The sequence below is a fragment of the Nesterenkonia sedimenti genome (assembly GCF_012641515.1).
Classification (GTDB): domain Bacteria; phylum Actinomycetota; class Actinomycetes; order Actinomycetales; family Micrococcaceae; genus Nesterenkonia; species Nesterenkonia sedimenti.
Genome location: NZ_JABAHY010000019.1, coordinates 21,225 through 47,819, shown reverse-complemented (window position 1 = coordinate 47,819; position 26,595 = coordinate 21,225). Strand labels below are relative to the sequence as shown.

24 protein-coding genes are annotated in these 26,595 nt (G+C 63.9%); 12 read left to right on the top strand and 12 right to left on the bottom strand.

Annotated elements, in window-relative coordinates:
- Positions 1-357: IS110 family transposase (locus tag HGQ17_RS13605; RefSeq protein ID WP_168888495.1), on the bottom strand; the 357-nt coding region annotated here is incomplete at its 3' end.
- 426 nt (positions 358-783) lie between these two features.
- On the opposite strand from HGQ17_RS13605, the gene HGQ17_RS13600 reads away from it, so the two are divergent.
- The 6 genes from HGQ17_RS13600 (at position 784) to HGQ17_RS13575 (ending at position 8,999) form a co-directional block, all read left to right on the top strand.
- The gene (locus HGQ17_RS13600; RefSeq protein ID WP_168888494.1) at positions 784-2,016 is read left to right on the top strand and encodes an IS110 family RNA-guided transposase; all 1,233 of its coding nucleotides are present in this window, start codon (positions 784-786) and stop codon (positions 2,014-2,016) included.
- A gap of 269 nt (positions 2,017-2,285) precedes the next feature.
- Positions 2,286-7,544 carry a Cdc6/Cdc18 family protein gene (locus tag HGQ17_RS13595; RefSeq protein ID WP_211090682.1) on the top strand — a complete coding sequence of 1,753 codons (5,259 nt, stop codon included), beginning with the start codon at positions 2,286-2,288 and terminating at the stop codon, positions 7,542-7,544.
- A gap of 118 nt (positions 7,545-7,662) precedes the next feature.
- Positions 7,663-7,764 carry a DUF4244 domain-containing protein gene (locus tag HGQ17_RS13590; protein ID WP_324615299.1) on the top strand — a complete coding sequence of 34 codons (102 nt, stop codon included), beginning with the start codon at positions 7,663-7,665 and terminating at the stop codon, positions 7,762-7,764.
- 12 nt (positions 7,765-7,776) lie between these two features.
- Positions 7,777-8,166, top strand: a complete 390-nt coding sequence (locus HGQ17_RS13585) for a TadE family type IV pilus minor pilin (protein ID WP_168888492.1) — start codon at positions 7,777-7,779, stop codon at positions 8,164-8,166.
- Entirely contained in the window at positions 8,163-8,564 is a 402-nt protein-coding gene (locus tag HGQ17_RS13580; protein ID WP_168888491.1) for an Rv3654c family TadE-like protein, read from the top strand. Before HGQ17_RS13585 ends, HGQ17_RS13580 begins: the two co-directional genes overlap by 4 nt.
- Positions 8,565-8,582: 18 nt before the next feature.
- A complete protein-coding gene (locus tag HGQ17_RS13575) occupies positions 8,583-8,999 on the top strand; it encodes a DUF1801 domain-containing protein (RefSeq protein ID WP_168888490.1) in 417 nt (138 codons plus the stop codon).
- Here HGQ17_RS13575 and HGQ17_RS13570 read toward each other — a convergent pair.
- The 6 genes from HGQ17_RS13570 to nth form a co-directional block, all read right to left on the bottom strand.
- Positions 8,996-9,571 carry a type II secretion system F family protein gene (locus tag HGQ17_RS13570; protein ID WP_168888489.1) on the bottom strand — a complete coding sequence of 192 codons (576 nt, stop codon included), beginning with the start codon at positions 9,569-9,571 and terminating at the stop codon, positions 8,996-8,998. The genes HGQ17_RS13575 and HGQ17_RS13570 overlap by 4 nt on opposite strands.
- Entirely contained in the window at positions 9,564-10,304 is a 741-nt protein-coding gene (locus HGQ17_RS13565) for a hypothetical protein (protein ID WP_168888488.1), read from the bottom strand. The genes HGQ17_RS13570 and HGQ17_RS13565 overlap by 8 nt, the downstream gene beginning before the upstream one ends.
- Positions 10,301-11,422: a TadA family conjugal transfer-associated ATPase gene (locus HGQ17_RS13560; RefSeq protein ID WP_168888487.1), complete on the bottom strand. Its 1,122-nt coding sequence runs from the start codon at positions 11,420-11,422 to the stop codon at positions 10,301-10,303. The genes HGQ17_RS13565 and HGQ17_RS13560 overlap by 4 nt, the downstream gene beginning before the upstream one ends.
- Positions 11,415-12,518 (bottom strand): hypothetical protein, encoded by a 1,104-nt coding sequence (locus HGQ17_RS13555; RefSeq protein ID WP_168888486.1) that lies wholly within the window; start codon positions 12,516-12,518, stop codon positions 11,415-11,417. Before HGQ17_RS13555 ends, HGQ17_RS13560 begins: the two co-directional genes overlap by 8 nt.
- Positions 12,519-12,632: 114 nt before the next feature.
- Complete coding sequence (locus HGQ17_RS13550) at positions 12,633-13,400, bottom strand: NUDIX hydrolase (protein ID WP_168888485.1); 768 nt, start codon at positions 13,398-13,400, stop codon at positions 12,633-12,635.
- The gene (gene nth / locus HGQ17_RS13545) at positions 13,390-14,169 is read right to left on the bottom strand and encodes an endonuclease III (protein ID WP_168888484.1); all 780 of its coding nucleotides are present in this window, start codon (positions 14,167-14,169) and stop codon (positions 13,390-13,392) included. Before nth ends, HGQ17_RS13550 begins: the two co-directional genes overlap by 11 nt.
- Before the next feature lie 184 nt (positions 14,170-14,353).
- Between nth and acs the strand changes: the two genes are divergently transcribed.
- From acs to aroQ, 3 genes are all read left to right on the top strand, one after another.
- Entirely contained in the window at positions 14,354-16,342 is a 1,989-nt protein-coding gene (gene acs, locus HGQ17_RS13540; protein WP_168888483.1) for an acetate--CoA ligase, read from the top strand.
- A gap of 248 nt (positions 16,343-16,590) precedes the next feature.
- Positions 16,591-17,337 carry a phosphotransferase gene (locus HGQ17_RS13535; RefSeq protein WP_168888482.1) on the top strand — a complete coding sequence of 249 codons (747 nt, stop codon included), beginning with the start codon at positions 16,591-16,593 and terminating at the stop codon, positions 17,335-17,337.
- Between the two features lie 255 nt (positions 17,338-17,592).
- A complete protein-coding gene (gene aroQ, locus HGQ17_RS13530) occupies positions 17,593-18,033 on the top strand; it encodes a type II 3-dehydroquinate dehydratase (protein WP_168888481.1) in 441 nt (146 codons plus the stop codon).
- On the opposite strand, the gene HGQ17_RS13525 is transcribed toward aroQ, so the two are convergent.
- On the bottom strand, positions 18,030-19,202 hold the full coding sequence (locus HGQ17_RS13525) for a MarP family serine protease (RefSeq protein WP_168888480.1): 1,173 nt from the start codon (positions 19,200-19,202) through the stop codon (positions 18,030-18,032). The genes aroQ and HGQ17_RS13525 overlap by 4 nt on opposite strands.
- A gap of 132 nt (positions 19,203-19,334) precedes the next feature.
- On the opposite strand from HGQ17_RS13525, the gene HGQ17_RS13520 reads away from it, so the two are divergent.
- Entirely contained in the window at positions 19,335-20,012 is a 678-nt protein-coding gene (locus HGQ17_RS13520; protein ID WP_168888479.1) for a Crp/Fnr family transcriptional regulator, read from the top strand.
- Between the two features lie 42 nt (positions 20,013-20,054).
- Here HGQ17_RS13520 and HGQ17_RS13515 read toward each other — a convergent pair whose 3' ends face one another.
- From HGQ17_RS13515 to HGQ17_RS13500, 4 genes are all read right to left on the bottom strand, one after another.
- Positions 20,055-21,296, bottom strand: coding sequence for a carboxylate--amine ligase (locus HGQ17_RS13515; protein WP_211090681.1), 1,242 nt, complete (start codon positions 21,294-21,296; stop codon positions 20,055-20,057).
- Positions 21,297-21,403: 107 nt separating this feature from the next.
- A complete protein-coding gene (locus HGQ17_RS13510) occupies positions 21,404-21,859 on the bottom strand; it encodes a RidA family protein (protein ID WP_168888477.1) in 456 nt (151 codons plus the stop codon).
- Between the two features lie 13 nt (positions 21,860-21,872).
- A complete protein-coding gene (locus tag HGQ17_RS13505; RefSeq protein ID WP_168888476.1) occupies positions 21,873-22,037 on the bottom strand; it encodes a hypothetical protein in 165 nt (54 codons plus the stop codon).
- Between the two features lie 49 nt (positions 22,038-22,086).
- The gene (locus tag HGQ17_RS13500; protein ID WP_168888475.1) at positions 22,087-23,334 is read right to left on the bottom strand and encodes a carboxylate--amine ligase; all 1,248 of its coding nucleotides are present in this window, start codon (positions 23,332-23,334) and stop codon (positions 22,087-22,089) included.
- Between the two features lie 121 nt (positions 23,335-23,455).
- Here HGQ17_RS13500 and HGQ17_RS13495 point away from each other — a divergent pair, with 121 nt between their 5' ends.
- Positions 23,456-25,651, top strand: a complete 2,196-nt coding sequence (locus HGQ17_RS13495) for a transglycosylase domain-containing protein (RefSeq protein ID WP_324615298.1) — start codon at positions 23,456-23,458, stop codon at positions 25,649-25,651.
- Positions 25,652-25,653: 2 nt separating this feature from the next.
- A complete protein-coding gene (locus tag HGQ17_RS13490) occupies positions 25,654-26,592 on the top strand; it encodes a metallophosphoesterase (RefSeq protein ID WP_324615297.1) in 939 nt (312 codons plus the stop codon).
- Positions 26,593-26,595 lie beyond the last annotated feature (3 nt).

Sequence of the window (26,595 nt, the reverse complement as noted above, 5' to 3'; positions counted from 1 at the left end):
GGCGGCGGCGATCTGGTGGGCATCCATAGCATCGGACTTGCCCACCCCGCGGCGGGTGTTGGCATCCATCCGCGGAGCCTCAGCGACCGGGTAGCCGTAGATGGCCACAGTCCCGGCCAGGATGGCCCCGTAGGAGGCTGCACCCTCGATCACCCACAGGGTGTCGGCGTCGGCGTCAGTGCGGCGGGCCACCCAGGCCATAGCCCGGGTGATCCCGGCAGCGGAGGTCGGAAATGATCGGGTCTCAACCAGGGCACCGGTGGCGGGTGCGAGGATTGCATAGACGTGGTTGCGGGCGTGGGTGTCGACCCCCACGACAAATGGATAAGAATCAGCGACGATAGACATGACGGTCAACTGCACCTTTCCAACGTGATGGACATGGTTCTCACGGCCGTCACCGGCCGGTACCAGTCCGGGTAAGGGTCACGTCGGAACAGCACTGTGACGGGTCACACCCAGCGGGTGGACAATCTTCTAATCAAGCTACCGAGGTGGGCCGGGCAGGTACCGGCCGACCACCTCACGACCAGACAAGTCAAGCCAAAGACATCCAAAAGTCAGTTTTCTAATGAGTCATAGCCACGGAGTGGAACGGCCAGTACCTACCCTGCCAGCCGGTCCCAGACCAGCCACCATCAAGACTCACAGTTTTCTAACGTGGATGCCGAGCATGACCCGCCCACCGTCACACCCCACCTATGGGGTTCACCGGGCCGGTGACTGGCCGCGGCAGCGCCCTGTTGCCGCTGGTGACACACCTGCCCCGGATGGGAGTGATTGATGACCGGATTCGACCTGCTCAGTTTCGCTTTGTTCATCGGCCTGGACGTCGGCAAGACAGAGCACCACGCCACCGCCCTGAGCCGCTCCGGGGAAAAGGTCTACGACAAGGCTCTGCCCAACGATGAGACCAGACTCTGTGCCCTGCTTGCGGAGCTGACCACAGCCCACGGCCCAGCACTGCTGGTAGTCGATCAGCCCGCCACCATCGGCGCACTACCAGTCGCTGTAGCCCAGCAGGCCGACAATGTCGAGGTGGCCTACCTGCCAGGGCTGACGATGCGCCGGATGGCCGACTTACACGCCGGCTCAGCCAAGACCGATGCCCGGGACGCGTTCATCATCGCTGAAACCTCCCGCACAATGCCTTCTGCGCTGCGGCAGATCGCAGCCTCTGATGAACAGATCGCCGAACTGGCCGTCCTGAGCGGGTTCGACGACGATCTGCTGGGCCAGACCACCGCAGCCAGGAACCGGCTACGTGGGCTGCTGACCCAGATCCACCCCGGCCTGGAACGCGCCCTCGGATCACACCTGCACCACTACGGGGTCCTCGATGCCCTAGTCACCTGGCCGACCCCGCAGAAACTGAAGACCGCTGGCCGGGGACATGTGCGCAACCGGATCAAGAAACACAACCCCCGCCTGGCTGAAAGGATCACCGAGGCCATCTTCGACGCCCTGGATGCCCAGACCGTGGTGGTTGCCGGCACCGGGGCTGCCGCCACGATCGTGCCGATCCTCGCCGGGCAGTTGAAGGACCTCTACTCCCAGCGGGCCAACGTACTGGAGCAGGTTGATGCCCTGGTGGAGGCCCACCCTCTTCACCAGGTCCTGACCTCGATGCCCGGAGTCGGAGTCAGGACCGCAGCCAGAATCCTCACCGAGGTCGTCGGCAAGAACTTCAAGACTGCCGGTCACCTCGCTTCCTACGCCGGGATCGCCCCCACCACCCGACGTTCCGGGACCAGTATCCGCGGGGAGTTCGCCAACCGCGGCGGGAACAAGAGACTGAAATCCACCCTGTTCAACAGCGCCTTCGCCTCATTGCACCACGGACCTTCACGGGCTTACTACGACAAGAAACGCGCTGCCGGGAAGACCCACAAACAGGCCGTCATCGCCCTTGCCCGCCGACGCCTAGACACTCTCTACGCCCTGCTCAGAGACGGCACCTTCTACCAGGAACCAGACAACGCCCGCGGAAGCTCAGGCCACGCCCTCGCAGCTTGACGAAAACCATAGAGGCACCCCCCGAAAGGGGACTAATGCTGTGCAAAGACGACAACCGCAGAAAAGCCGGCGTCTAACCAGTTGGGTGGACGATTGGCTCAGGGCGGTTCAGCGCCCGGGCGACAGAGGAGCGACTCACCCCCAGAGTCCGAGCAACTACATTGCCTCCATACGCCGCGCGAGGCGACCCTGGCCACCACGTTCTGGCCGATGATCTCAAACCCTTAATAGGCAGGGTGAGAGCGACGCCACCGAGACGCAGTGTAAATATGGCGCCAATCGAAAGCGGCTACCTTCCGCGATACATATACGGCGCGATCGTGCGAGAGTATTGGGTAATCGCTATCGTCCCGGTGCTGATGATGGCCGCTAGGCCAAGCGAGGTTTTCTTGGAGGAGCCAATGGAGCCAAAGACTGCGGGGAGACCCCACGACGGTCAAGATGCGGGCGCATCCTCCGGTGAGACGTCCCGCTCAAGTAGCAACGTTCCGTCGGACGGTAAGAGGCAGAAGACCGAGGTGCTTTCCGGTTCCAGCCCATACTCGACTGGCGGTGGGGGCGTCTCCTTCGCGCATTCGGTCGCAACGGTGTACTTAGCGAGTATCCTGACTGGGTCCCGCCGTCCTGAGCTATCTGAGCTACCTGTCCGCCGGATCGCGTTCCAAACCGGCCCAGAACACCCCGTTGATGACTTGCTTGTCACCGGTGGAGATGACGCGTCGGAGGTGACCCTGGCTGTCGCGTGTCGTGCGACTCCTAACTTTGTGCAGAGTGACGACGGGACCGTTAAGTTGGTCGGCTCGCTGCTGGCAGAGGTGGAGAAGTTCAACAGCGACACGCACCTGGTAGCTGTAGCAGCGGCAGGGCACGCAAAACAGTGGGACGAGCTCGCTATGCTGTCTGACATCGCTCGGGCACACGCAGACGCGCCTGCGTTCGAGGCGTCCACTAATGTGGATGGCCGTTGGGCCACGCCAGTGCGCAGTCGGTTCTCCCAGTTTCAGGCCATGGTCAGGAAGGCGCGTGGTAGTGACGTCAGCGACGCGGAGGTAGCTCACCTCACGTGGCGTCTGTTGCGCCGTTTTCGCATGCTCACGTTCGCGGTGCAAACACCAGATGAACGTGATCGTACTGCGGTTGCGACTGATCTGGATCCAGTGACGAACTCAGGGGCCAACGGAGTGGCACTTCGGGACAGGCTTGGGATCGAGGCGGCGCGCTACGACCGGGTCGGTGCCGTGGTTGATCGCGATGTTCTGCGCCGTGACGTCCATCGACTGTTGAACGTCGCTCGGACTCGCAGCAGTGCCGCGTGGAAGGTGATGGAGGGTAACCGGCAGCTGGCGCTAGACGGGTTACGCGCAAGCATCGGGGATAACGCTGCCGGCAGTTCTCTTGAACTGTCTTTCACCGATCGGCGTGAACGTCTTAGGGAAGCCCTGCTAGCAGCCGGTGCCGATGGGGGTTCGCCGCTATTGGTTCACGGCCAGTCCGGTACGGGCAAGAGCGCGATGACGATTTCGACTGTCGCGGAACTAGAGGCTGAACACCGGGGCGGGTTCGAGGCGGTGATCTTGAATTTCAAGAACCTTCCCCACTCGACCTTTGAGTTGCATACTGCTCTGGGCCTGTCGGTTCAGGAGTTGCTGACTGAACTTTCTGCTCATCTTAGGGTCCTGGTCATAGACGCAGCTGACGCGGCTCTGGAACGTTCGGCCCCGCTACTGAGCGACCTTATAGTGTCTGCTAAGTCTGCCGGCGTGGGGGTCGTTGCGATCAGCTCCGATGTTGCATCCGAGTTCGTGTCGGAGCAGCTAAGGACGGGATTCGGTCGGTCCGTGGTCCCGTTCGAGGTCGAACTGCTCGGTGATGACGATATCGAGATCGTTGCCGAAAACTTCGCGCTCATACGTCCGGTTCTGCGCGATTTGCCAAAGAACTCTCTCTTGCGTCGCCCCGTCGTGCTCGATCTCCTTGCCCGGACCGGAGTCAGGCTCAATGGCACACTTAGCGAGTGGGAATGCATGAATTTAGTGTGGGCCAACGTCGGCCGCGGCGAGAATCGTCCTAGCGCCGGGTCGGCGCAGGCCCGTGAGCAGACCCTTTTGGCGGCGGCGGCAACGGTAATGCAGCTTCCGCCAGAGTTGCGTCCCGTTGCTGGCACCGATGCTGAGGCCGTCGATCAGCTAAGGCGAGACCACTTACTCGCGCCTGCGAACCCGTACCAGGAACAGCTCGAGTTTGCCCATGATGAGGTGCGTCGCTATGCGACCACCATCTTGCTTGTTCGCGCTCAGGATCTAATCCAGGTCCTTGAGGCCGCTGGCGCCCCGAGGTGGGCGTTATCGGCTGCGACGCTCGCGTGCAACGGTCTGCTAAAGGATCCCAGGGTCCGGCCGGAACAGAGGTTCCTCGATTTCATTGCGGGGTTCCGGGCATTCGCCGGCAAGCACGGAGCTCGATGGGCAGATGTTCCGGTCGAAGCGGTTCTGGAGACACCGATGGCGTACGAATGTCTAAAGGCTGGGATCGCTGACGCAGGGTCAAACCTGGAGCTCGCCGATGTCGTCCGAATCGTGGGGCAGAGGCACCGGGCCGGGGGGCTCATCGACACAGACGTTGCAGGCGCCGTGGTCCGTTTCCTCTTAGATCATGAGGAACCTTGGAACATCTCTGAGGATTCGTTCGAGCTTCTTGCGGATTGGCTACAGGCCCTCGTCTTTGCGGACGCTGCAGAGGGGAACGAGCTGCGCGTCGCTCTGAGGGCACGTGTGCTTAAGTATTGGAAGGCCTGCCCCCCGCTCAAGCCGCGCCCAGAGGACGACATTCCAGGCGCTGTTCGGTTCGGCGGCTTCTCGACCCCGCGTCGCAGTCGAAGGCGCCGCAAACTGGACTACCAATTGACCAGAGCGAACTTTGTCGAAACCTTGGCGCTCCTTGGAAAAGACCTCAACGACGAGGCCGAGGCATGCCTGCGCGACCTCGCTGAAGACGCGCCATCTTTTCTTGCACCTGCGGTTGACTCACCGTTAAGCGCTCGTGCTATAGCACAGCGCGACCCTAATTTGCTCGCCACGTTGATGGAGTCCTACTACATCGAGGACGAACTCCACTCATTTCACGACGAGGGCGTCAGGCGACATGATGGCCGGTGGACGAGCGTGGGCGGACCTTTTTCCATGTTCTATTTCGGTGGCTTCTGGTCGCTGTGTCATTACGCGGACCCGACGACTCTCGTACGTGTAATGAACAACATTTTAAACAGCGGTGCCAATGCGCGCGTCCGAACCATATCGCGGCTTACGAGCCCCGACCAGTTCGCGCTTCAGGTAGACAAGAACGGCCAGGTCGCTGGGACTGACGAGGGCAACGAGGACGAAGAGAGGGGTTGTGTCCTAAACATCGACGGTACCCGACGGCTATACGTCGGCGATTCGCACGTTTGGAGTTGGTACCGCGGTACCAGCGTGGGCCCATACGCGGCGACGAGTGCCCTGCAGGCGATGGAACGCGTCATCGAGATGTGGCTGGAGCACGGTATTCCGGCCCGTCGAGTCGTCGACTTAGTCCTAGAAGGTTGTGAGAATCTCGCTATGCCCGGCATGCTTTATGGCGTCTTGGTCCGTCACATCGACGTCGTCGGCGATGCACTCGACTCGTTCCTGGCGGAACCGGACGTGTGGACACTTGAGTTCGCACGCGCGACGCAAGAGCGTAACGGCCTTGCGGCGTCAACGGAAGGACTTAAGAACCTCAACCGCCGCCAGTGGACACCTCGCGACGTCGCCTTTTTCATGATTACCCATTGCGGTGCAGAGCGAATCGAGGCGCTCAAGACGGTCGGCGAGCAGCTCATCGAGACCGGTGATCTGTTACGCTTCGATCCTGGTCTGACGAGGGGTTGGGCCGCCAGCCTCGACGCAGATCAGTACAAGCGAACGTCCGTGCCCGAAGGTGTGCTCGTAGAGGTTGAACCGCCACCCGAACTGCTCGCCGTGCAGCAAGCCAACGCTGCTTATCAGAGGACGGTCAATAACATCGTGGGACTCCAGAATCGATACTGGGGCTCGGGTACACGGGACGTCGATGGCGTCCCTCTTGCATCCGAGGAGATCGCCGCGGACCTAGAGACGTGTCACGCGCTGCTTCAAAGCGAGGAAGAGTTTGAGGCGATCGGTCTCACGGACGCAGTTGCTCACGTCATCCGGGCGGCGGTGGAGAGAGCCGCTGCAGGTGACCTGGACGCGCTTGGCGACTATGCGGCCTTGGCGATCCAGTTCGTCCTTGAACTCGCGTCCTCGTTCAGTGATGTCGAAAACCAGGGGGATGACGGTCAGTACTTTGATCTCGGCGCCGACCGTGCTGTAGCTCACGCGCTGCCGGCATTCCTAACCCCCGAGCTAGCCGCAGCACTGAACAGTGCGGCCGGTAGCGTGCGTGACGTCGTGGATGCAGGGTTTGCAATAGCTGGCAATGCCCCCCAGGAAACTCGGCTCTTCCTTGCCCGCGGCTGTGACGTCATTTGGTCCTCCCCCTGCAATGGCGATCCATGCATGCACCAAACTGCCCTGGACTGGCTCCTCGAGACCGCACGCAACGCGGAGATCGGTCCGTGGAACGAAAGTGGGCACGGCCGACAGCTGGCTCCCATCGAAGGCGACATCGTCACGCGGCTTGAGGACCTCCCTGGTGGAAGGGTGTACATCAAAGTACTCGACCCAGCCATCCGCGGCCTTGGAGCCGCTCAAGCTACCCAACACTGCCGCACTGCGGCAGCAGCTTCATTCCTTGCGACTCTGCTCGATGTTCAGGGCCGGGCTCTGGTGGCACACGCGCAACAAGGTGTGGGCGCAGATGACCGCGGCACCCACACCCTTGTCGCAGCACGGGCGCTCCTAAAGGTGTACGCGAAAGGTTGTGACTCGTCACCAGTATTGGCACAACTCGACATCCTGAGCGTTGAAGCAAGCAGCATGTTGAACTTCCTGCACGGATTGGCTGCAGCTGGCGCCGAGAATGAAGACCTCGCCAATGCCGCGCGGCGCATATGGCCGACGGTCCTCCGTCACGGAATCACCTATCACCATGATGACGTGAGTCCGTACGCTCACCACCACTGGGGCGATTGGGCAGCGGCCGCTCTGCTTCCCGACCCTCTGCCGTGGGCCTCAGGACTGCAGAACGAAGTCACGAGAAAAGCCATCGACTGGGTCTGTGCCGAAGATCTACTCGACTTGGTTGAGAGTTGGCTTCCTTTAGGACGGGGTAAGGCTAGGTGTGTCGAAGCGCTCGTCCGTCTCCTGAAGAGACTTCCAATAAACGTGCAGGTGACACGGGGCATTGCGTGGGTTGCGAACCTGTGCATCCAGTCCGGGCGCGTTACGGTCAGGCAGCCGTGGCTGCTAAATGATTGGCTTAAGGAAACACGTAACGCTGCGGAGGAACTTGGTCGTCTCGGGGACTGGCAGATGCTGGTCGACTCCCTTGTGGTTGCTGGTAACAGATCGTTGGCTCCCTACAGCCGATAAGCGACCGAAGTTTGGCGTGAAGGTCGCTTGCGGATGGATCATATTTTGACCGTGCTGAATTTCAGCGCCCCAAAAGGCGATGTGTCTTTGCGTAACAGTACGTGTTAGCCGGGGTACCGTGGCAGCAGTAGCTTTTGCCGGACTGCTCACCGCCATCCTGACCTCGGACACAGTTCGGGGCTGGTTGGAAGCGCTCGTGCAGCAGGCCCTGAACCCGTAGGGCGTGCGCCTCATGAGACGGCATGGTTCCCATGGTTCCGCTGAGGCCGAGCGCGGCTCAGTGACTGCTGAGTTCGCGCTGGCCATCCCCGGGATCATCCTGGTGCTGCTGCTGGTGCTCTCGCTGGGATTCCAGTCAGCGGCCCGGGTTGCCCTGGAGGACGGCGCTCGTGCTGCCGCCAGGGAATTGGCCCGCGGAGAGACTGCCGCTGCTGCTGAGAGCATCGCCCGGGAAACCGCCGGGGATGATGTCTCAGTAGCGATCTCCGCCGAGGGCGAATATAGCCGAGTGGTCCTCACCCGGCAGGTGAGCGTGCTCGGTCTGATCGAGCTCAATGCGGAGCAGTCTGCTGAAGCTCACGCCCGGACCGAGCACCTGGCCAGCCTGGGGGATGTCCCGTGATCCGCGGTGCTCATACCGAGGATCGCGGCTCCGGAACAGTGGTCGCCGTGGGAATCATCGCCGTGCTCATCCTCCTCCTGGCCCTGGTGGCTGTGCTGGGCGCCGTGGCGGTGGCCACAACGCATGCCACCCGCGCGGCGGACCTTGCTGCCTTGGCTGGGGCCGATACCGCCCGCGGGCTGAACACCGGGGACCCCTGCACAGTGGCCGGTCAGGTAGCTGCCCGCAACGGCGTGGAGCTGGAGTCCTGCTCGGTCGGCGGTGAGTATCCCACTGAGGTGAGGGTGACGGTGAGCAAGCGTTTCGACGTCGTCGTACTCTCCGAGCTGCTCCCCGCCGAGCTGAGCACGCAGCAGACCTCGCGCGCCGGACCGCCGGAGGCCCTGCACGGCAGCTGACCCTTTATTATGAGGGGCATGAGTGAGCAGCAGGGGCCGCGGTTGCTATCGGGTGGCAACCCGCAGATCCCCAAGGGTGAAGGCGACGGCCCGGTGCAGGACTACATCGCTGCGATGCCCGGCTGGAAATCGGAGTTGGGGGCGCGGCTGGACGCGCTGATCATGGAATCCGTGCCGGAGGCGCATAAGGCCGTGAAATGGAACCAGCCCTTCTACGGCATGACAGGCGATGGGTGGTTCACTGCTTTCCGTTGCTACACCCGCTACGTGCAGTTGCAGTTCTTCCGCGGGACCTCCTTGGACCCGGAACCGCCCAAGGCCTCCAAACATCCCGAGGTCCGCTATTTGGACATCTACGAGGACGACGACGTCGACGAGGCTCGGCTGCGCTCCTGGTTCCAGCAGGCAGCCCAACTGCCTGGGGAGAAGATTTAGAAGCCGAGGGTTTCGGGGATGAGGCTGGCTACTACCGGTACAACCCCGAGCAGGATGAAGGCGGGCAGGAAGCAGAATCCCAGGGGAAGCATCATTTTGACCCCGAGCTTCTCGGCGGCGGCCTCGGCCTGGGCTCTTCGCTCGGCGCGGGCGCGGGCTGCCGCGGCCTTGAGCATCCCGGTGCTCGGCGCCCCGGTGGCGTAGGCGAAGCTGAGGTGGTCGCAGAAGCTGTGCAGATCCTGGTGGTCGGTGACTAACTCCGTGGCCTGCTCCCAGGGCGCCCCGGCAGCCAGTGCCCGGTGGGCTGCAGCCAGTGGTTGGGCCCCCGGAACTGTCCGGGCCAGCCGGTCCAGGGCCGCCTCAATCCCCACCCCGGCACTCAGCAGCGCTGCGGTGAGGTCCAGCAGGATCGGTGCCTCAGCCTCCTCCCCGCCCTGCTCACGACGACGAGAGCGGATTCTGCCGAAAACTCGCCTATGCAGGTGGGCAGTTTTATGCTCGGCGGGCACCAGGATGAGCACTGCGGCAGCTGCGGCGAGCGCGGCGGTGAGCACCAGCAGGGCATCAGACATGGTTGTTCACCGCCTGGATCATCCGTTGGCTCCAGGCCCGGCCGGCCAGCAGGCACAGCATTCCGCCGGTGAGGCAGGCCAGGCCGAGCCCGCCGCCCAGCAGCAGGCTCAGCGGTTGGGCTCCCATGATCTGGCCCAGCGCGACTCCGCCGACCGGCAGCAGGGTGAGGATCAGCTGGGTGAGTTTGGGGCCTGCAGTGGCGGTCTCCACCGCCCCGGCCAGCTCAGCGGCATCATCCAGGGATTCAGCCAGCTGTTCCACCAGTCCAGAGAGCGGCGCACCAGTCTGCTCGGAGAGCGCGGTAACTGCCAGCAGCCGGGAGACCAGCCGGCTGAGCTCAGGGTCGTTTGCCGTGCTATCAGCCTCCAGGCAGCGGCGCAGGCCGTGGGCAGTCCCGGTGCCCGCCTGCTCGGAAGCCGCAACCTGGGTGCAGATCGCGGTGAAGGGGTGCTCGGGGTCCCGGCGGTGCCAGTGGTTGCGCAGATCGGCCCAGGCCTGGCCCTCTCCACGCCCTGAAACCAGCAGCGCGGAGAACTGACGCAGCAGTTCCGCGGCGTGTTTGCGGGTCTGCGCAGTGCGGGGCCGGAGCCTGGCAGCGACCCAGCTGCGTGCTCGGCTCAGCGTGAGCCTGAGGCTCACGTCGCTGCGCTCAGACCGGACAGTCGGCGGAACAGCAATGAGCACCGCGGCGGCACCGGCACCAGCTGTGAGTAGGAGCAGGAAGAGACTCATCCCAGCAGCCCTTCAAATCCCGGTCCGCGCACTGCCCGCTCCCCCTCAGTGGTGAGGGCCGGGACCATCTGCAGTCTGCCGCCGTCGTAGGTCAGGGCCGAAAGCGCCACTGGCATCCGCTGTCCGGACCGGCGCTCCACATGGATAACGGCGTCCAGGGCGGCTGCAGCCTGGACAGTCACGGTCTCCGGGGCCAGGCCCGCCAGGGCTCCCATGGCCACCAGCCGCGCGGGCACCGCCGCAGGGGAGTTGGCATGTACCGTTCCGCCGGCCCCGGAGTGCCCGGTGTTCATCGCAGTCAGAAAATCCCGCAGCTCCGCGCCCCGGCACTCGCCGACGATCAGCCGGTCCGGACGCATCCGCAGCGTCTCACGGACCAGCTGACCCATCTGAACCCGGCCAGCGCCTTCCACATTGCCCTGACGGCCCTGCAGATGCAGCACATGCGGGTGATCAGGGGCCAGCTCGGTGGTGTCCTCAACAATCACAATCCGCTCCCGGACGGGAACTTCACTCAGCATGGCCGCCAGCAGGGAGGTCTTCCCAGATCCGGTGGCCCCAGAGACCAGCAGGTTGCGCCGCTGTGCCACCAGCGCCTGGATCACCGCCAGCCATTGCTCCGGTGCTGCCCACTGTCCGGCCAGCTGCTCAAGGGTGGCGCTGGAACCCCGGGAGACCCGCACCGAGATCATGGTGCCCTCTACAGCGATAGGCGGGATCACCGCGTGGATCCGGCAGTTGCCGATCCGTCCGTCAGCACAGGGGTGGCCTTCATCCAGACGGCCGCCGGCCACCGAGACCAGCCGACGGGCCAGTGCGCGGGCCTGCTCCTCACTGCCGATCCGCTCCCCTGTCTCACACAGCCCGTGCTCCCCGTCGGTCCAGATCTGGCCGTGACCGTCAAGCACCACGTCGGTGACCCCGGGGGTGTCCACGAACTGCTGCAGCGGACCTAAACCAACCAGTTCATCACGCAGTGCTTTGACCAGCTGGGCGGTGGTCCCCGAGGCCAGAGCCAGGCCCTCTGCACGCACCACTTCTGCGATCCGACCCGCGGTCACCGGCTCGGCCGAGGAGGTCAGCTTCTCCCGCAGAGCCTCCAGTTTCAGCTCATCCATGGGCCGCTCCCACCGCTTGCAGCAGTCCGGCGATGATTCCCGCTCCCCGGCGGCTGCGCAGCAGCTCATAGGCATCTGCGAGATCATCGGCCTTACGCAGCCAACGCTGCTCGGGAAGATCGGTGGCCACCGGCACGCCCAGGGCTTCCTCCACATCCGTAGGACTCCAACCGGGTGCGCAGGCACCGTTGAGCACAATCCGGGGAGTACGGGGCTTTGCCCAGCTCAGCAAGTGATCAGCGGCGTCTACGCCCCGCCGGGAGGCCCGGGTGACGATGACCAGCTCATCGACCTGCTCCCCCAGGGCGGTCAGCATCTCCGCGCGCTGCCCAATATCCACCACGACGACGTCGAAGGCTCGCCTGCCGGCGGATACCGCGGGACCGAGCATCCCGGTCAGCTCCGCCGTCGGCCCGGTGCCGGTGAGCATGCCGATACCGTCGCGCAACGGCACGGCGGTATGCAGGTGAGCAGGGGAGAGCTCACCCTCAATCCGGCACAGGCGTGTCCAGTCCAGATCCCCGCCGGTGAGTTCTCCGGTGCTCCGGGCGGTGCGCACCAGATCTGCGGCCCCGGAGCTGGGCCCTGCCACGGCGTCAACCAGCAGGGGGTTGGAACCGCGGACGGCCAGCTCGGCGGCGCAGAGATAGGCGAAAGTGGTTGCCCCGGCCCCACCGGCTGCCCCGGCAACAGCAATGACCTGGCCCTGGGCGCGGTCGAGCACCCGGGCGGAGAGATACTCGGTCAGCCAACGCTCCCCGGCTGGCAGCGGCACCGGTGTCAGGCCCGGCATCTGGGCAGCTGCGGCCCAGACCGCTTCAGTGGCGTGCCCGGCCAGCAGGGTAGCCTCAGCCTGCTGTTCACTGGGCGGCAGAGTCTCAGCGGAACAGATGACCGCGAGCGCCTCCACCGGCTGCTCAACCTGGGCCCAGTCATGAAAGAGGTCAAGGCGGACACCTACCACCGCGGCGATCAGAGAAAGGTCATCGGCCAACTGCTGGTCCCGGGCGACCAACAGGACGCTGGACTCGTCCTGCTCGCCATCCCCACGGCGCTCCCTGCGCCGGGCCGGCGTCGTCGTCTGCTTGTCTCCCATAGCAGACAGCGTGCCCAGGGACGGGCGGCTACAACCGAATCCTTAGCAGTTCTGTGGAGGCTCCGGCGTGCCGCGCCCCAAGAGGCGGAGCTGGGGAAATCGTTAGCCGCTGCGCTAGTCACCGCGGCCGAAGGTATGCGGATCCACTTCCCGGGTGGTGTCCCAGGGCCGGGACCAGCCCAGCCGCCGGGTCACCCGGTCCAGCAGCATGGCGGTGAACCCCCAGACGAACACCCCGCCGGTGCCCGGGGTCAGCCAGAAGGAGGGCGAGGGCAGGCGATTGCCGCGGAATTTCACCACCGCGGTGTAGCGGTTCTCCGGCTCCACGAGGTCAGCCAGAGCAACCTTGAGCACATGCTCGACCTCACCGACCTGTGGGGCCAGCACACCTGGGTCATCAGTCACCGCGATCACCGGGGTCACATTGAAACCGCTGATCGGCACCGGGGCCGGCGGCAGCGCGCCCAGCACCTCTACCCGAGCCGGATCAAGCCCGACCTCCTCCTGGGCCTCACGCAGGGCTGTGGCGGCGACGTCGTCGTCGAACTCTTCCACCGCTCCACCCGGGAAAGAGATCTGTCCCGGGTGTTTGCTCAGATGAGCACTGCGCTCGGTCAGCAGAACATGCACTGCCCCGGTTTCGGGCTCATTCCAGAACAACACCAGCACTGCGGCCTGCCGAATATCCTCACCAGCGGAGAACTTCGGCGGGAATCCGTCCATCCGCCAGAACTCACCGGCTGCGGCCTCCTGCGCATACTCCGTGGAATACCGGTGGCCGGTCTCCACGAGCTGATGCAGCGCCTCACGCAGCTGCACGGACCCGGAGTCGAGCCGCAGGCGGTTCTGGGCCCCGGCGTCGTCGTTGTTTTCAAGCTCCAAGGGAGTACCCCTCTGCGCGCAGCTGACGCCGGGTGTATCCGGCCAGGTACTTCTGGTGCAGCTCCTCACGCCCGGGAGCCATCTCATACTTCAGCAGTTTCTTCGCCTCCTCGGGATCAGTCTCCCCGGTCCCATAACTGGGGCACAGCTGCGCCACCGGGCAGGCCCCGCAGGCCGGTTTCCGGGAATGGCAGATTCTGCGGCCGTGGTAGACCAGCCGCTGGGAGAGGTCGGTCCAGTCTTTGGGCTCGAAGAGCTCAGCCACCGCATGCTCGACTTTGACCGGATCCTTCTCCTCGGTCATGCCCAGTCGGCGGGCCAGACGGCCGAAATGAGTGTCCACAGTCAGCCCCGGCTTGCCGAAGGCGCTGCCGAGCACCACGAATGCAGTCTTCCGCCCCACTCCGGGGAGTTTGACAAGCTCCTCCATGGAGGGCGGGACCTCACCGTTGTGGTCGTCCACCAGAGCGTTGGCCAGCCCCAGCAGCGAGCGCGTCTTCGCCTGATAGAAACCGGTGGGCCTGATCATCTCGGCAAGCTCAGCCTCATCGGCGGCGGCCATCGCATGGGCATCCGGGTACCGCGCGAAGAGCTCCGGGGTGATCTGATTGACCCGCACATCGGTGGTCTGGGCCGAAAGCACAGTGGCCACCAACAGCTCGAAGGGGTTCTCAAAGTCCAGCTCAGCCACCGCATAGGGGTAGGTCTCCCCGAGGATGCGGTTGACCTTCCGAACCCGGCGCTTCTTGCCGATGAGTGTCTTATCCATCGTCCACCACCCTATAGGGACCGTTTACGGACACTGATGAACTCTGCTGCTGGACCGTTCGGGACACAATCCCTACCGCTCATCACGTGAGCTGCCTCACACTGTGACCTCCGTCTCGCCCCGAGCTGCCGAATCACGCTATTGTGAGGCTAGACACAGCACGTCTGCCCAAGGAGGTACATACATGACCACCACGCCGACTGACGATGTTCAGACATTTCCTCCCAGCGAGGAGTTCGCGGCGCAGGCCACCGCTAAGGCCGATAAATACGACGCCGCCAAGGCTGACCGGCTGGGCTACTGGGCAGACCAGGCCCGCAGCACTCTCAGCTGGGACACCGACTTCTCCGAGACTCTGGACTGGTCGGATGCGCCCTTCGCCAAGTGGTTCGTAGGCGGGGAGCTCAACGCCTCCTACAACTGTGTGGACCGGCATGTGGAGGCCGGCAACGGTGAGCGGGTCGCCATCTACTTCGAGGGCGAACCCGGCGACACCCGCGAGATCACCTACGCCGAGCTCAAGGACGAGGTCTCCCGTGCGGCCAACGCGTTCGAATCCCTGGGCGTGGCCAAGGGCGACCGGGTGGCCATCTACATGCCAATGATCCCCGAGACCGTGGTCACCATGCTGGCCTGCGCCCGGATCGGGGCCATCCACTCAGTGGTCTTCGGCGGATTCAGCTCCGATGCGCTGCGCTCCAGGGTCGACGACGCCGAGGCCAAACTGGTTGTCACCGCCGACGGCTCCTACCGCCGCGGTAAGCCCTCCCCGCTGAAGCCGAATGTGGACGCCGCACTGGCCGCTCCCGGACACACCGTGGAGAACGTCGTCGTCGTCCAGCGCAATAACGAGTCGGTGGACTTCGAAGAGGGCCGCGATATCTGGTGGCACGATCTGGTGACCGGCCAGTCCGCTGAGCACAAATACGTCCCCCATGACTCTGAACACCCGCTGTTCATCCTCTACACCTCCGGAACCACCGGGAAGCCCAAGGGCATTCTGCACACCACCGGCGGCTACCTCACCCAGACTGCGGTTACCCACCGGGACAGCTTCGACCTCAAGCCTGAGCAGGATGTCTACTGGTGCTCGGCCGACGTCGGCTGGGTCACCGGGCACAGCTATATCGTCTACGGGCCGATGGCCAATGGCGCCAGCCAGGTGATCTACGAGGGCACCCCGGACACCCCGCATAAGGGCCGGCTCTGGGAGATTGTGCAGAAGTACAAGGTCACCCAGTTCTACACCGCCCCCACCCTGATCCGGACCTGCATGAAGTGGGGCCGCGAGATCCCGGATAAGTACGATCTCTCCAGCCTGCGCGTGCTGGGCACCGTGGGTGAGGCCATCAACCCCGAGGCCTGGCTGTGGTTCCGCGAGGTCATCGGCGCCAATAACGGTCCCGGCAAGGAACCCAAGGCTGATCCCGCCCCGATTGTAGACACCTGGTGGCAGACCGAGACCGGCGCTCATATGATCGCCCCGCTGCCCGGTGTTACCCACACCAAGCCCGGTTCGGCTCAGACCCCGGTTCCCGGTGTGGAGATCGGCGTGGTCGATGAGGAGGGCAAGGCACTGGGCAAGGGCGAGGCCGGCCTGCTGGTCATCAAGGAGCCCTGGCCTGCGATGCTGCGCGGGATCTATAAGAATCCCGACCGCTATAAGGAGACCTACTGGGCCCGGTTCGGCAATCTGTACTTCGCCGGGGATGGTGCAAGGTACGACGGCGACGGCGACGTCTGGCTCATGGGCCGCGTCGATGACGTTATGAACGTCTCCGGGCACCGGCTCTCCACCACGGAGATCGAATCCGCGCTGGTCGCCCACGAGGCTGTGGCCGAGGCCGCGGTGGTCGGCGCCAAGGACGCCACCACTGGTGAGGCCGTGGTCGCCTTCGTGATCCTGACCGGTTCGGCCACCGAGGCAACCTCCGATGTCGAGGCCCTGGAGCAGGAGCTGCGCACCCATGTCGGTCAGGAGATCGGTCCGATCGCCAAGCCGCGCAATGTGCTGGTGGTGCCTGAGCTGCCGAAGACCCGCTCGGGCAAGATCATGCGGCGTCTGCTGAAGGACGTGGCCAACGGCGACGAGGTCGGCGACGCCTCCACCCTGGCTGATCCCTCCGTGATGGAGAAGATCGCCCAGGATATGCGCGCCAAGCACGGCAGCTAAGCCTTCCTGGTTCTGTGAAAGCGGCGGGTACCCCTCCGCCTCAACACCTCCTCCTTCGCGAGTTTTCGGCTTCGCCGAAAGCCTCGCCACAGGGGTCCCTGACGTCTGGGACCCGCGCGGATCTGTGATCCGGGTGGGCCACGTCAGGGAGAATCCTCCGGTGTCGAAGGCTCCGACCCACCGCTTTCGCAACCTGAGTTCTGCCGGCCCGCAGCTGAGTTAATACTGAGGCAGATACCGTAGGCGTCATGGACCACACAGACCGGGAACTCCTGACCGGCGGCAATATGGATCCGGTTCTTCGGGTCGGCGATACCGTCAGGCGGACTGCCGGTCCCTGGACTCCTGCGGTGCACCGGCTGCTCCGGCGGCTCAATGCCGTATCCTTCTCTGAGGCTCCGCGCCCATTGGGCCTGGACGAAGAGAATCGCGAAATCCTCACCTTCATACCGGGGGAGGTGATTGCCGACCTGCCTCCGGCCGAGCTGTGGTCCCCTGCTCTGCTGAAGGATGCCGCGGCGATGCTGCGACGGTTCCACGAGGCCACCGCTCCCCTCATTCCCGACAAAGGCCCATGGCGATCGGCAACCCACCACCCGGTGGAGGTCATCTGCCACAACGATTTCGCCCCGTACAACCTGATCCTGCGAAACGGCCGGGTCTCGGGGGTCATCGATTTCGATATGGCCTCACCCGGGTCCCGGCTGTGGGACTTGGCATACCTCGCCTACCGCCTTGCGCCTTTCGCAGAGGATGCAGTCGGGCTGGAGCCAAACCGCGACGGCGACCGCGAGACTCGCCTGAAGCTGCTCATAGAGGCTTATGGGGTGAACTACTCAATAAGCGAGGTACTGGAAGTCGCAGCCGAGCGGCTGGACGAACTCGCCGAGTTCACCGACCAACGTGCGGTGACAACTGGTCGCAGTGACTTCACCGAACACGCTGCGATGTACCGAAGAGACGCCCAGCGCCTACGCACCAAGCACGGCAGCTAAGCCTTCCTGGTTCTGTGAAAGCGGCGGGTACCCCTCCGCCTCAACACCTCCTCCTTCGCGAGTTTTCGGCTTCGCCGAAAGCCTCGCCACAGGGGTCCCTGACGTCTGGGACCCGCGCGGATCTGTGATCCGGGTGGGCCACGTCAGGGAGGATCCTCCGGTGTCGAAGGCTCCGACCCACCGCTTTCGCATAGGCTAAGAGAGCGAGCCGGGGACCCGCGGTTCGCACAGCGAAGTGTGGGAAGCGAGCGAACGATGAATGGTCGACTGCTGATTGTGCATGGGCCGAACCTCAACCTGCTGGGGACCCGCGAGCCGGAGATCTACGGCTCCGACACCCTCGAGGACGTCAACGAGCTGTGTCGATCGACCGCTGCGAGGTATGGCCTGGAGATCGAGACCGTCCAGTCCAATCACGAGGGTGTCCTGGTGGATGCCATTCAGGCCGCCCGCGGCGCCGTGGACGGAATTGTCATCAACCCCGCCGCCTATACGCACACCTCGGTAGCGATCGCTGATGCCCTGGCGGCCGTGGACCTACCCGTCGTCGAGGTGCACCTGTCCAATGTGCATGCCCGCGAGGAATTCCGGAAGCACTCCTATGTCTCTCCGCTGGCCAGCGCTGTGATCGCCGGGGCCGGAATCACTGGCTATCGCTTCGCCGTCGAGCACCTCGCCGCCCAGCTGCGGGGCTAGCGACTCACACACTCCCCAGTCGAGACAGTTTCGGTATAGGCATCGGGGTTGGTCAGCACATCGCCGGCCTCCTCGGCGGTAACCGCGAAGCCCACCGCATTACCCTCCATGGCGCGGGCGAAGATAACCCCCGCCACGTTCCCCTCGGCGTCCACCAGCGGACCACCGGAGTTGCCCTGACGAACATCGGCATTGAGCTGATAGATCTCCAGCTCAGAGGGCGATGACCCATAGATGTTGTTGACCATAGAGACATCCCTGGCCTGAACAAGCGCGGTCCCGGCCACAAATGGTCCACCGGCGGGATACCCCATCACATAGCCGCGGGAGCCGACATTCATCGGACCCGCCACCGGAGCCGGGGCAGTGGAGAGCTCATCCACAGCCAGCAGCGCGAGGTCATTGGCCTCATCGAAATGCACCACCCGGCCGGTGACCATCTCACCGCTGCGCAGTTCCACCGAGGGCTCCGAGACACCGGCGACCACATGCGCGTTGGTCACCACACGGGTCGGGGAGATCGCCACACCGGATCCGGACTGGGACTGCCCGCACTGCTCGGCAACCCCGGAAATCCTGGCCACCGCCTGCGAAGTCGCCTCCGCGGCCTCGGTCAGCTCCTCACTGTCGGGCACCTCATCGCTCTCCGGGACCAGCAGCTGAGCGATCTCCGGGATATCGGAGGCCATCACCGTCGAACGCACATCGGCGAACATCGCCTCCACCGGCTCCGGGATCATCGAATTGATCCCCTGCAGCACAGCCGACTGCTTCATATGCTGGTTGACCTGCGGGAAGCCCATGGCCTGCACCGAGAAACTCAGGGCCGCAATAACGACGACGGCTACAATGAGATTGACCACACCGCCGATCAGCGCTGAGACGTACTTGATGGTCGGGGATTTGAACATCCGCTGGATCTCATGGCCGGCAGCCGAGCCCAGCCCATGACCGGCCACCACCAGCACAATTGAACAGCCGATGACGGCCACGATTCGCCACATCGGATCCGGCACCCAGCCCGCCACGAGCGGGATCGCGAAGAACGCGGCGGTGGCTCCGACCAGGAACCCTGCAGCACCCCCGACGGTCACCCAAACCCCACGTGCCAGCCCGGAAACCAAGAAACCCAGCAGCACCAGCACCAGGATCACGTCCAGAAAAGTCACGCACACCAGAATCCCATACCTGGAGCCCTTCCCCAGAACAACACGGGATGATTCGCTAGCTACCAGGGGCTACAACCTGGTAACTTCTAAGACAAAAGTTGATTACCTCACAACTAGGATTGGACTCCGGCTATGGATCTCGATGTGCTGCGCCGCGCGCCCCTCTTCGCCACGCTCGACGACGACGTCTTCGCAGCACTGACCAATGAGCTCACCGAAGTGGACCTCTCCCGCGGCTCATCGGTCTTCCACGAAGGCGACCAGGGCGATCAGCTCTACTTCATCGTTTCCGGCAAGATCAAGCTCGGCCGCTCCACCCCCGACGGCCGGGAGAACCTCCTGGCTGTGCTCGGCCCCGGTGAGATCTTCGGCGAGATGGCGCTGTTCAACCCCGCGCCGCGTACCGCCACTGCCACCGCAGTCTCCGAGACCCGACTGGCCGGCCTGAAGCACCAGAACCTCAAAGAGGTCATCGCCTCCAACCCGGATATCTCCGTGCAGCTGCTGCAGGCATTGGCCCAGCGCCTGGCACGCACCAATGAGTCCCTGGCTGACCTCGTCTTCTCCGATGTGCCCGGCCGTGTGGCCAAGGCACTGCTGGATCTGGCCGACCGCTTCGGCCGCCCGGCACCCGATGGCATCCTGGTCGCCCACGAGCTCACTCAGGAAGAGCTGGCCCAGCTGGTCGGCGCATCCCGCGAGACCGTCAACAAGGCCCTGGCAGAATTCGTTCAGCGCGGCTGGCTGCGGCTCGAGGCCCGCGCCGTGGTCATCCTGGACATCCAGCGCATCAAGCAGCGCTCTCGGTAGGCTGCATATTCACTGACCGCGCGAGCGGGATGGCATTAGGTATTAGAGGTCCTTGCTCCAGGTCGCGTTGGCGTATTTCTTGCGGTAACGGGCTGCCCGCACCGCCAACCAGGCCCGCCGCAGCAGGGACTTATCCCCGCGGTAGTAGAGCGGGTTCCGGACCTTCTTCTCGCGGATCATCCGGGCGACATCCTCGCGCACGGAATCGGCGGTGACGTACTGCTTCAGGATGTACTGCGGCACCACGGTGAACAGCACTTCCTTATCCACGAAGGCGCATTCGGCGCTGCGGTTGTCGTGGACGAGGTCCTCCACGAGGTAACCGGCCAGGTTATGGCCCTGGGCAGTGGCGTACCAGCTGGAGCGGCCCTGCCGGACGTTGACCTCCAGGACCTTGAAGGCGTCGTCGCGGGCATCGTATTTGAGGTCCACATTGGCGATCCCGGTATAACCGATAGCCTCCAGGAATTCCTTGAGCTGGGTCATCACCTCACGGTTGAACCGGGAGAGGATCGCGGTGTAGTTACCGATCGCGGAGGCCTCATGCTCCTGCAACAGCACCTGCCCGAAGTTCACGAACTCCGCTTTGGCCTCAGTGTTGAGGTACAGCACCGAATCCCAGATGAACGTATCGTCACCGGGGATGAAGTCCTGGATGATGAGGCTGCCGCGGTAGCCGGAATCAGCAATACGGGCGACGACGCCAGAAACCTCTTCGGCTGAGTTCAGCCGGTAGACCTTCTCCTGGCCCTCGAATTTATTGCGGTAGTACTCCACCGAGTTGCCGGGCTTCAGGATCACTGGATAGCGGCTGATCGCGCCGGTCAGCTCCTCCACCGGTTGGCCGACCTCGTGGATATGCGTCTCGGGGATCTCCAGCCCATGCTGCTGGGCCAAGGGGTAGAAGGCATCCTTGACGTGCAGGGCGTTGAGGAGTTCCTCGCTGGGGTAGTTGAACCGGTAGTACTCGCTCAACGGCCCGGCGTTCTCGATGATCAGCCGGACGTAGTGGTCACTTGTGCCCACCAGCAGCAGCCGCTTACCGGCGATCTCGGGGTCGGTGATCAGCCGCGCGGCGTAGTCGCGCAGGGCAGGGACGAAGACCTCGGCGTCGTCGAGGTTCTCCACATAGCTGATCTCGCCGATGATCGTGGAGTAGTTGGTGAAGCCCAGCTGCACCTTCCCGATCACACGGGGCTTGATCCCATAGGCCTCATGGAAGGAGGCCGCCATGTGGTAGGCGTTGAGATCCGTCCCGACTATTACCGGTACAAAATTGTTCATGGGCATTCCTGTGTGGCTTTGGCGGAGTGCTGGGCAAGGGAGCTGAGGGAAGCGGGCCGCCTAGGGCCAGCGACCGATGCGAGCGCCGATCCAGTGCCCGTCAAACCTCACAGGTGGGCGATCAGGTCGACTTCTACGGGAGTATCCAGCGGCAGCACCGGAACGCCGACTGCGCTGCGGGCGTGGGTGCCGGCATCGGCGAAGGCCTCGGAGAGCAGCTCAGAGGCGCCGTTGATGACCTTCGGCTGACCGGTGAAATCGGGTGTGGAGGCCACGAAGCCGCCGACCTTCGCAATCCGGGTGACCCGGTCGAGGTCCACCACGGACTTCAGTGCGGCAACCAGGTTCAGACCGCATTGGCGGGCCAGCTCATAGGCCTGCTCGGGGGTCACCTCGGCACCGACCTTGCCCTTGGCGGGCAGCTCGCCGCCGACCAGGGGCAGCTGACCGGAGACGTAGACGACATTATCGACGACGACGGCGGGCTGGTAGGCAGCCACCGGCGGCACGACCTCGGGGACAGTCAGCCCGAGGGCAGAGAGGCGTTCTTCGACCTGCGACAAACCGATCAGCTCCTTACTGCTTGGGGCGCTTCAGATAGGCAACGGGGGCGTTGCCGTCGGGGCCGGGCAGCACGGTGACCAGCTCCCAGCCGTCCTCGCCCCACTGGTCGAGAATGCCCTTGGTGTTGTGGATGATGAGCGGAATTGTGGCGTACTCCCACTGTGTCAGTTCAGCCATGGCATCAGCCTACCGTGCTGGTCCCGGCAGCGGGGAGACCCTGAGGATGTCACAACCCGTCGCGCCAGGTGGAGGCGGCGTATTTCTTCCCTTGGCGCAGGTGTCGGCCGGCCAGATAGGCCATCCGCTTCGGGGAGCGATCACCGCGGTACCACAGGGGGTTCGTGGCCTTACCGGCTTTGATGAGGCGTTTGACCTCGGCGCGGACCTCGGGGTTGGTGACGTATTTGCGCAGGATGTAGCGCGGGGCCACATGGAAGAGCACATCGCCCTTAGCGAGGGTGAGCTCCTTGCGCCTGCCGAAGACGAGGTCATCGACGAGGTATTTCATCAGGGGGTGTCCCAGCAGGGCGGTGTAGTAGCTGGAGCGGCCGGGACGCGCGTTGATCTCCATGACCTTGTAGACGCCGTCGCGGGGGTCGAATTTGATGTCCACATTGGCCACTCCGGTATAGCCCACGGCCTCGAGGAAGTCCTTGTACTTGGTCATCAGGGCTTCGTCGAACCGGGAGATGATCGCAGTGTAGGAGCCCACCAGATGAGATTCGTGCTCCTGCAGGGCGACCCGGCCGAGGGTGACCAGCTCACATTTGCCCTCGGTGTTGAGGTAGAGCACCGCATCCCAGATATTGGTGTCATCGCCGGGGATGAACTCTTGGATGATCAGCCCGTCGCGGTAGTCGGAGGCCTCCACGGCGGTGACCACCTCGCGGACCTCCGCAGCGGTGTTGAGCCGGTAGACCTTCCGATGGCCGGCGATCTTATGCTGGTTGCGCCACCAGGCATTGGGGTTGGCGGGCTTGATGATCACCGGGAAGCGGTCAACCTCGAGCTCGAAGGGTTCGCCGACCTTATGGACCTGGGTCTCGGGGATATCCACCCCGTATTCGGAGGCCAGCTGGTAAAACCGCTCTTTGTCCATGAACTTCTGTCGCAGGGAGTCCTCTGGGGTGTTGAGCAGGAAGTGCTCCTCCAGGGCCGCCCGGTGCCGGGTGACAAGTTCCACATAGATGTCGGTGCTGGGCACCAGCAGCAGAGGCACCCCGCGTTCGGCGGTGAGCTCCTCGGCGCGTTCGGTGAGGATGCGGAGGAACTCGGCGTCGTCGTCGAGGTTTTCATGCAGCTCCACATCGAGGATGCCCGAGTCCCAGGTGAAGCCCAGTTTGATCTTGCCGATCATCACCGGTTTCACACCGTAGGTCTCATGGAAGCTGCGGGCGTGGGTGTAGCCGTGGATATTGGTGCCCAGGATCACCGGCTGGAATCCAGCCCGCCGGGCGGCCTCTACTGGTTTCATGAACATCAGGCTAACGGGTTCTAGCCCCACTTGAGCATGGGGCTTAGATTGGTTTGACGGCGGCGATATCATTGATCGCATGGCTCCTCGGAAATCCCCCCTTTTTGACACGGCTACCACCGTGGGCAAAATCATGTCGTTCCTGGGGGTGGCCGCCCTCTGCGGACTGCTGGGCGCTGGCCTGGTCTTTCCGCTGGCCGCAACCGGCGGCGCCGCTGCATCTGCAGGCAGCGACATCCTTGAGGAGATCCCGGCTGAGCTGAGCGAGGAGCCGATGTCTACGCCCTCGCGTATTTACGCCAACGACGGCGAGACTGTCATCGCCACCTTCTTCGCCGAGAACCGCGAGCCGGTCAGCTATGACGAGATCTCGCAGGATATGAAGGACGCGATCATCGCCATTGAGGATGAGCGCTTCTACGATCACGGCGGCGTCGACGCCCAGGGTGTGGCCCGTGCTGCGGTCATCACCCTGACCAGCTCCAGACAGCAGGGTGCATCCACCCTGACCATGCAGTACGTCAACAATGTGCTGAACAACGCTTCTGTGGTCCGCGGTGACGGACCCATCCTGGGTGCTTTCGCCCAGGAGAAGACCTATGCGGACAAGCTGCGCGAGATGAAGCTGGCCGTGGCCATTGAGCAGGAGATGACCAAAGAAGAGATCATCGAGGGATATCTCAACATCATCCAGCTCGGCGGACGCAACTACGGCGTGGAAGCCGCAGCCCAGTACTACTGGGGTGTCCCGGCATCCGAACTGGACATCCAGCAGTCGGCAGTGCTGGCCGGGATGGTGCAGGCCCCGAACACCTACCACCCCATCGAGAACCCTGATCTCGCCATGGAACGCCGCAATGTGGTGCTGGGCACTATGCTCCGGCAGGGCTTCATCACCGAGGAGGAGTACGAGGAAGCCGTCAACTCCGATCTCGGTGTGATCCCTGCTGAGGAACGGCCGAGCCTTGACTCCGGCTGCATGTCCACCTCCTGGGCCAATTACTTCTGCGACTACGTGGAGCAGGAGATCCTCACCGATGAGACCTTCGGCGAGACCCGTGAGGACCGCGAGCGGCTGCTGCACCGCGGTGGCCTGAACATCGTGACCACACTGGACGCTGAGCTGCAGGAGCAGGCCGAGGCCACTGCCATGGAGCACCGGCCCGACGGCACTGGTGCGGTGGCTGTGATCAACTCCCAGGAGCCTGGCACCGGCAATGTGCTGGCCATGGCCCAGTCCACCCGCTACGACCCCAGTGAAGAGGCTGAGGACGGCGGCGCGACCTCAATGAACTTCAACGCCGGCCAGTCGCACAGCGGCGGTATCGGTTTCCCCGGCGGCTCGGTGATCAAACCCTTCGTGGCAGCTGCCTGGATCGAAGAGGGCGGCGATATGGATGACCGTGTCGAAGCCTGGCGGGATGAGTACGAGTACTACGAGGAGTGGGACGCCAGCTGTATGGACGGCGGCTCGGTGACCCTGCTCCCTGAGGACGATCAAGAGCACTGGGAGATCAACAACGTCATCGACGACACCGAACGTGAGATGTCGATCGACTTCGGTCTCTACTACTCGATCAACACCGCCACGGTGGCAACCGCCTATGACATGGACCTCTGCGCCATCACCGATGTCACCAACCGGCTGGGCATCGAGGGCTTCAACGCCCTGGACGACTACGGCGGACTGCGTCCGGACACCCCCTCCTTCATCATGGGTACCGCCACGGTCACTCCGATGGTGATGAACCGCGCCTACGCCGCATTCGCCAATGACGGTGAGGTCTGCGAGGAGCGGGTTCTGGAGTCGGTCACCGACGCCCAGGGCACCGAGTACGAGGTCCCCGGCATCAACTGTGAGCAGGCCATCGACCCCGATATCGTGGCCCAGGTCAACGACACGATGATCAATATCGCCGAGACTAACGCCTACGTCGAGCAGCTCGACGACGATCCGCCGTTCCCGATGGCCGGTAAGACCGGTACCCATGAGTCGGTCTCCGCGATGTCCTTCCAGGGCTTCACCGAGGGCATCTCCACCGGTGCTTACATCGCCCGCCCCGGTGACGACACCAGCCTCTGGGCCAACGGCAACGTGCCCACCGACCAGTACGCATCCTCGGTGGCCTTCCCGTTCTGGTACGACTACATGCGCGAGGTCGCAGGCAACTACGACACCGGTGACTTCCCTGAAGCCGATGATTCGCCGTTCGACAATCGCCGCGACACCAGCCGCTACGCCTTCTCCAATATGGGTGGCACCGGCGGCGGCTCCAGCGACAGCGATGACAACGGCGACGACGACGATGACGACTGACGGTGCCGCTGCTTTATCGGCTCGCTGCCGCCGCGGGGACGCTGACGGCTCTGGGAGCGGGCACCCTGGTCTACGCCAACCGGGTGGAGCTCAACCGGTTCACCCTGCGACGTGCCGAGGTGCGGGTTCCGGGGCTGAAGTCGCCGCTGCGCGTGTTGCATATCTCGGATCTGCACTATGTTCCGGGCCAGCAGAAGAAGTCTCAGTGGGTTCGGTCCCTGGCGCAGCTGCAGCCGGATCTGGTGGTCAACACCGGGGATAACCTTTCCCACGCTCAGGCGGTGCCCGAGGTGCTGGAGACTCTGGAGCCACTGCTGCAGTTCCCGGGCTGTTTTGTTCCGGGATCAAATGACTACTACGCCCCACGGTTCAAAAACCCCCTGAAGTACTTCAAGGGGCCCTCGACCCTGCACCCGGAGGCACAGACTCTGCCCACTGAGGAGCTCTTCGGTGCTTTCGGCCGGGCGGGCTGGGCGAATCTCACCAATGCCCATTCGGCCGCGGAGATCGCGGGCCTGCGGATCGAGTTCTCCGGAACCGATGACCCGCATCTGGATCTCGATGAGTTCTCCGGCTGGCCCAGTACTGACCATCCCAGCACTGAACAGGACGAGGGTGAGACTACCCCCGCCCCGGATCTCCGGCTGGGAGTCACCCACGCCCCGGTACGCCGGACCCTGGAGACCTTCGCCGATGCCGGCGCTGATCTGGTCTTCGCCGGCCATACCCACGGCGGCCAGGTCTGCCTGCCCGGCGAGCGGGCATTGGTCACCAACTGTGATCTGCCCACCCAGCACGCCAAAGGGCTGCATACGATTCGCCGTGCCGACGGCGGAGTCACCACAGTGCATGTCTCAGCCGGTCTGGGCACCTCGGCCAAGGCGCCTATCCGGCTTTTCTGCCCGCCGGAGGCGACACTGCTCACAGTCCTGCCCCAGTGACCT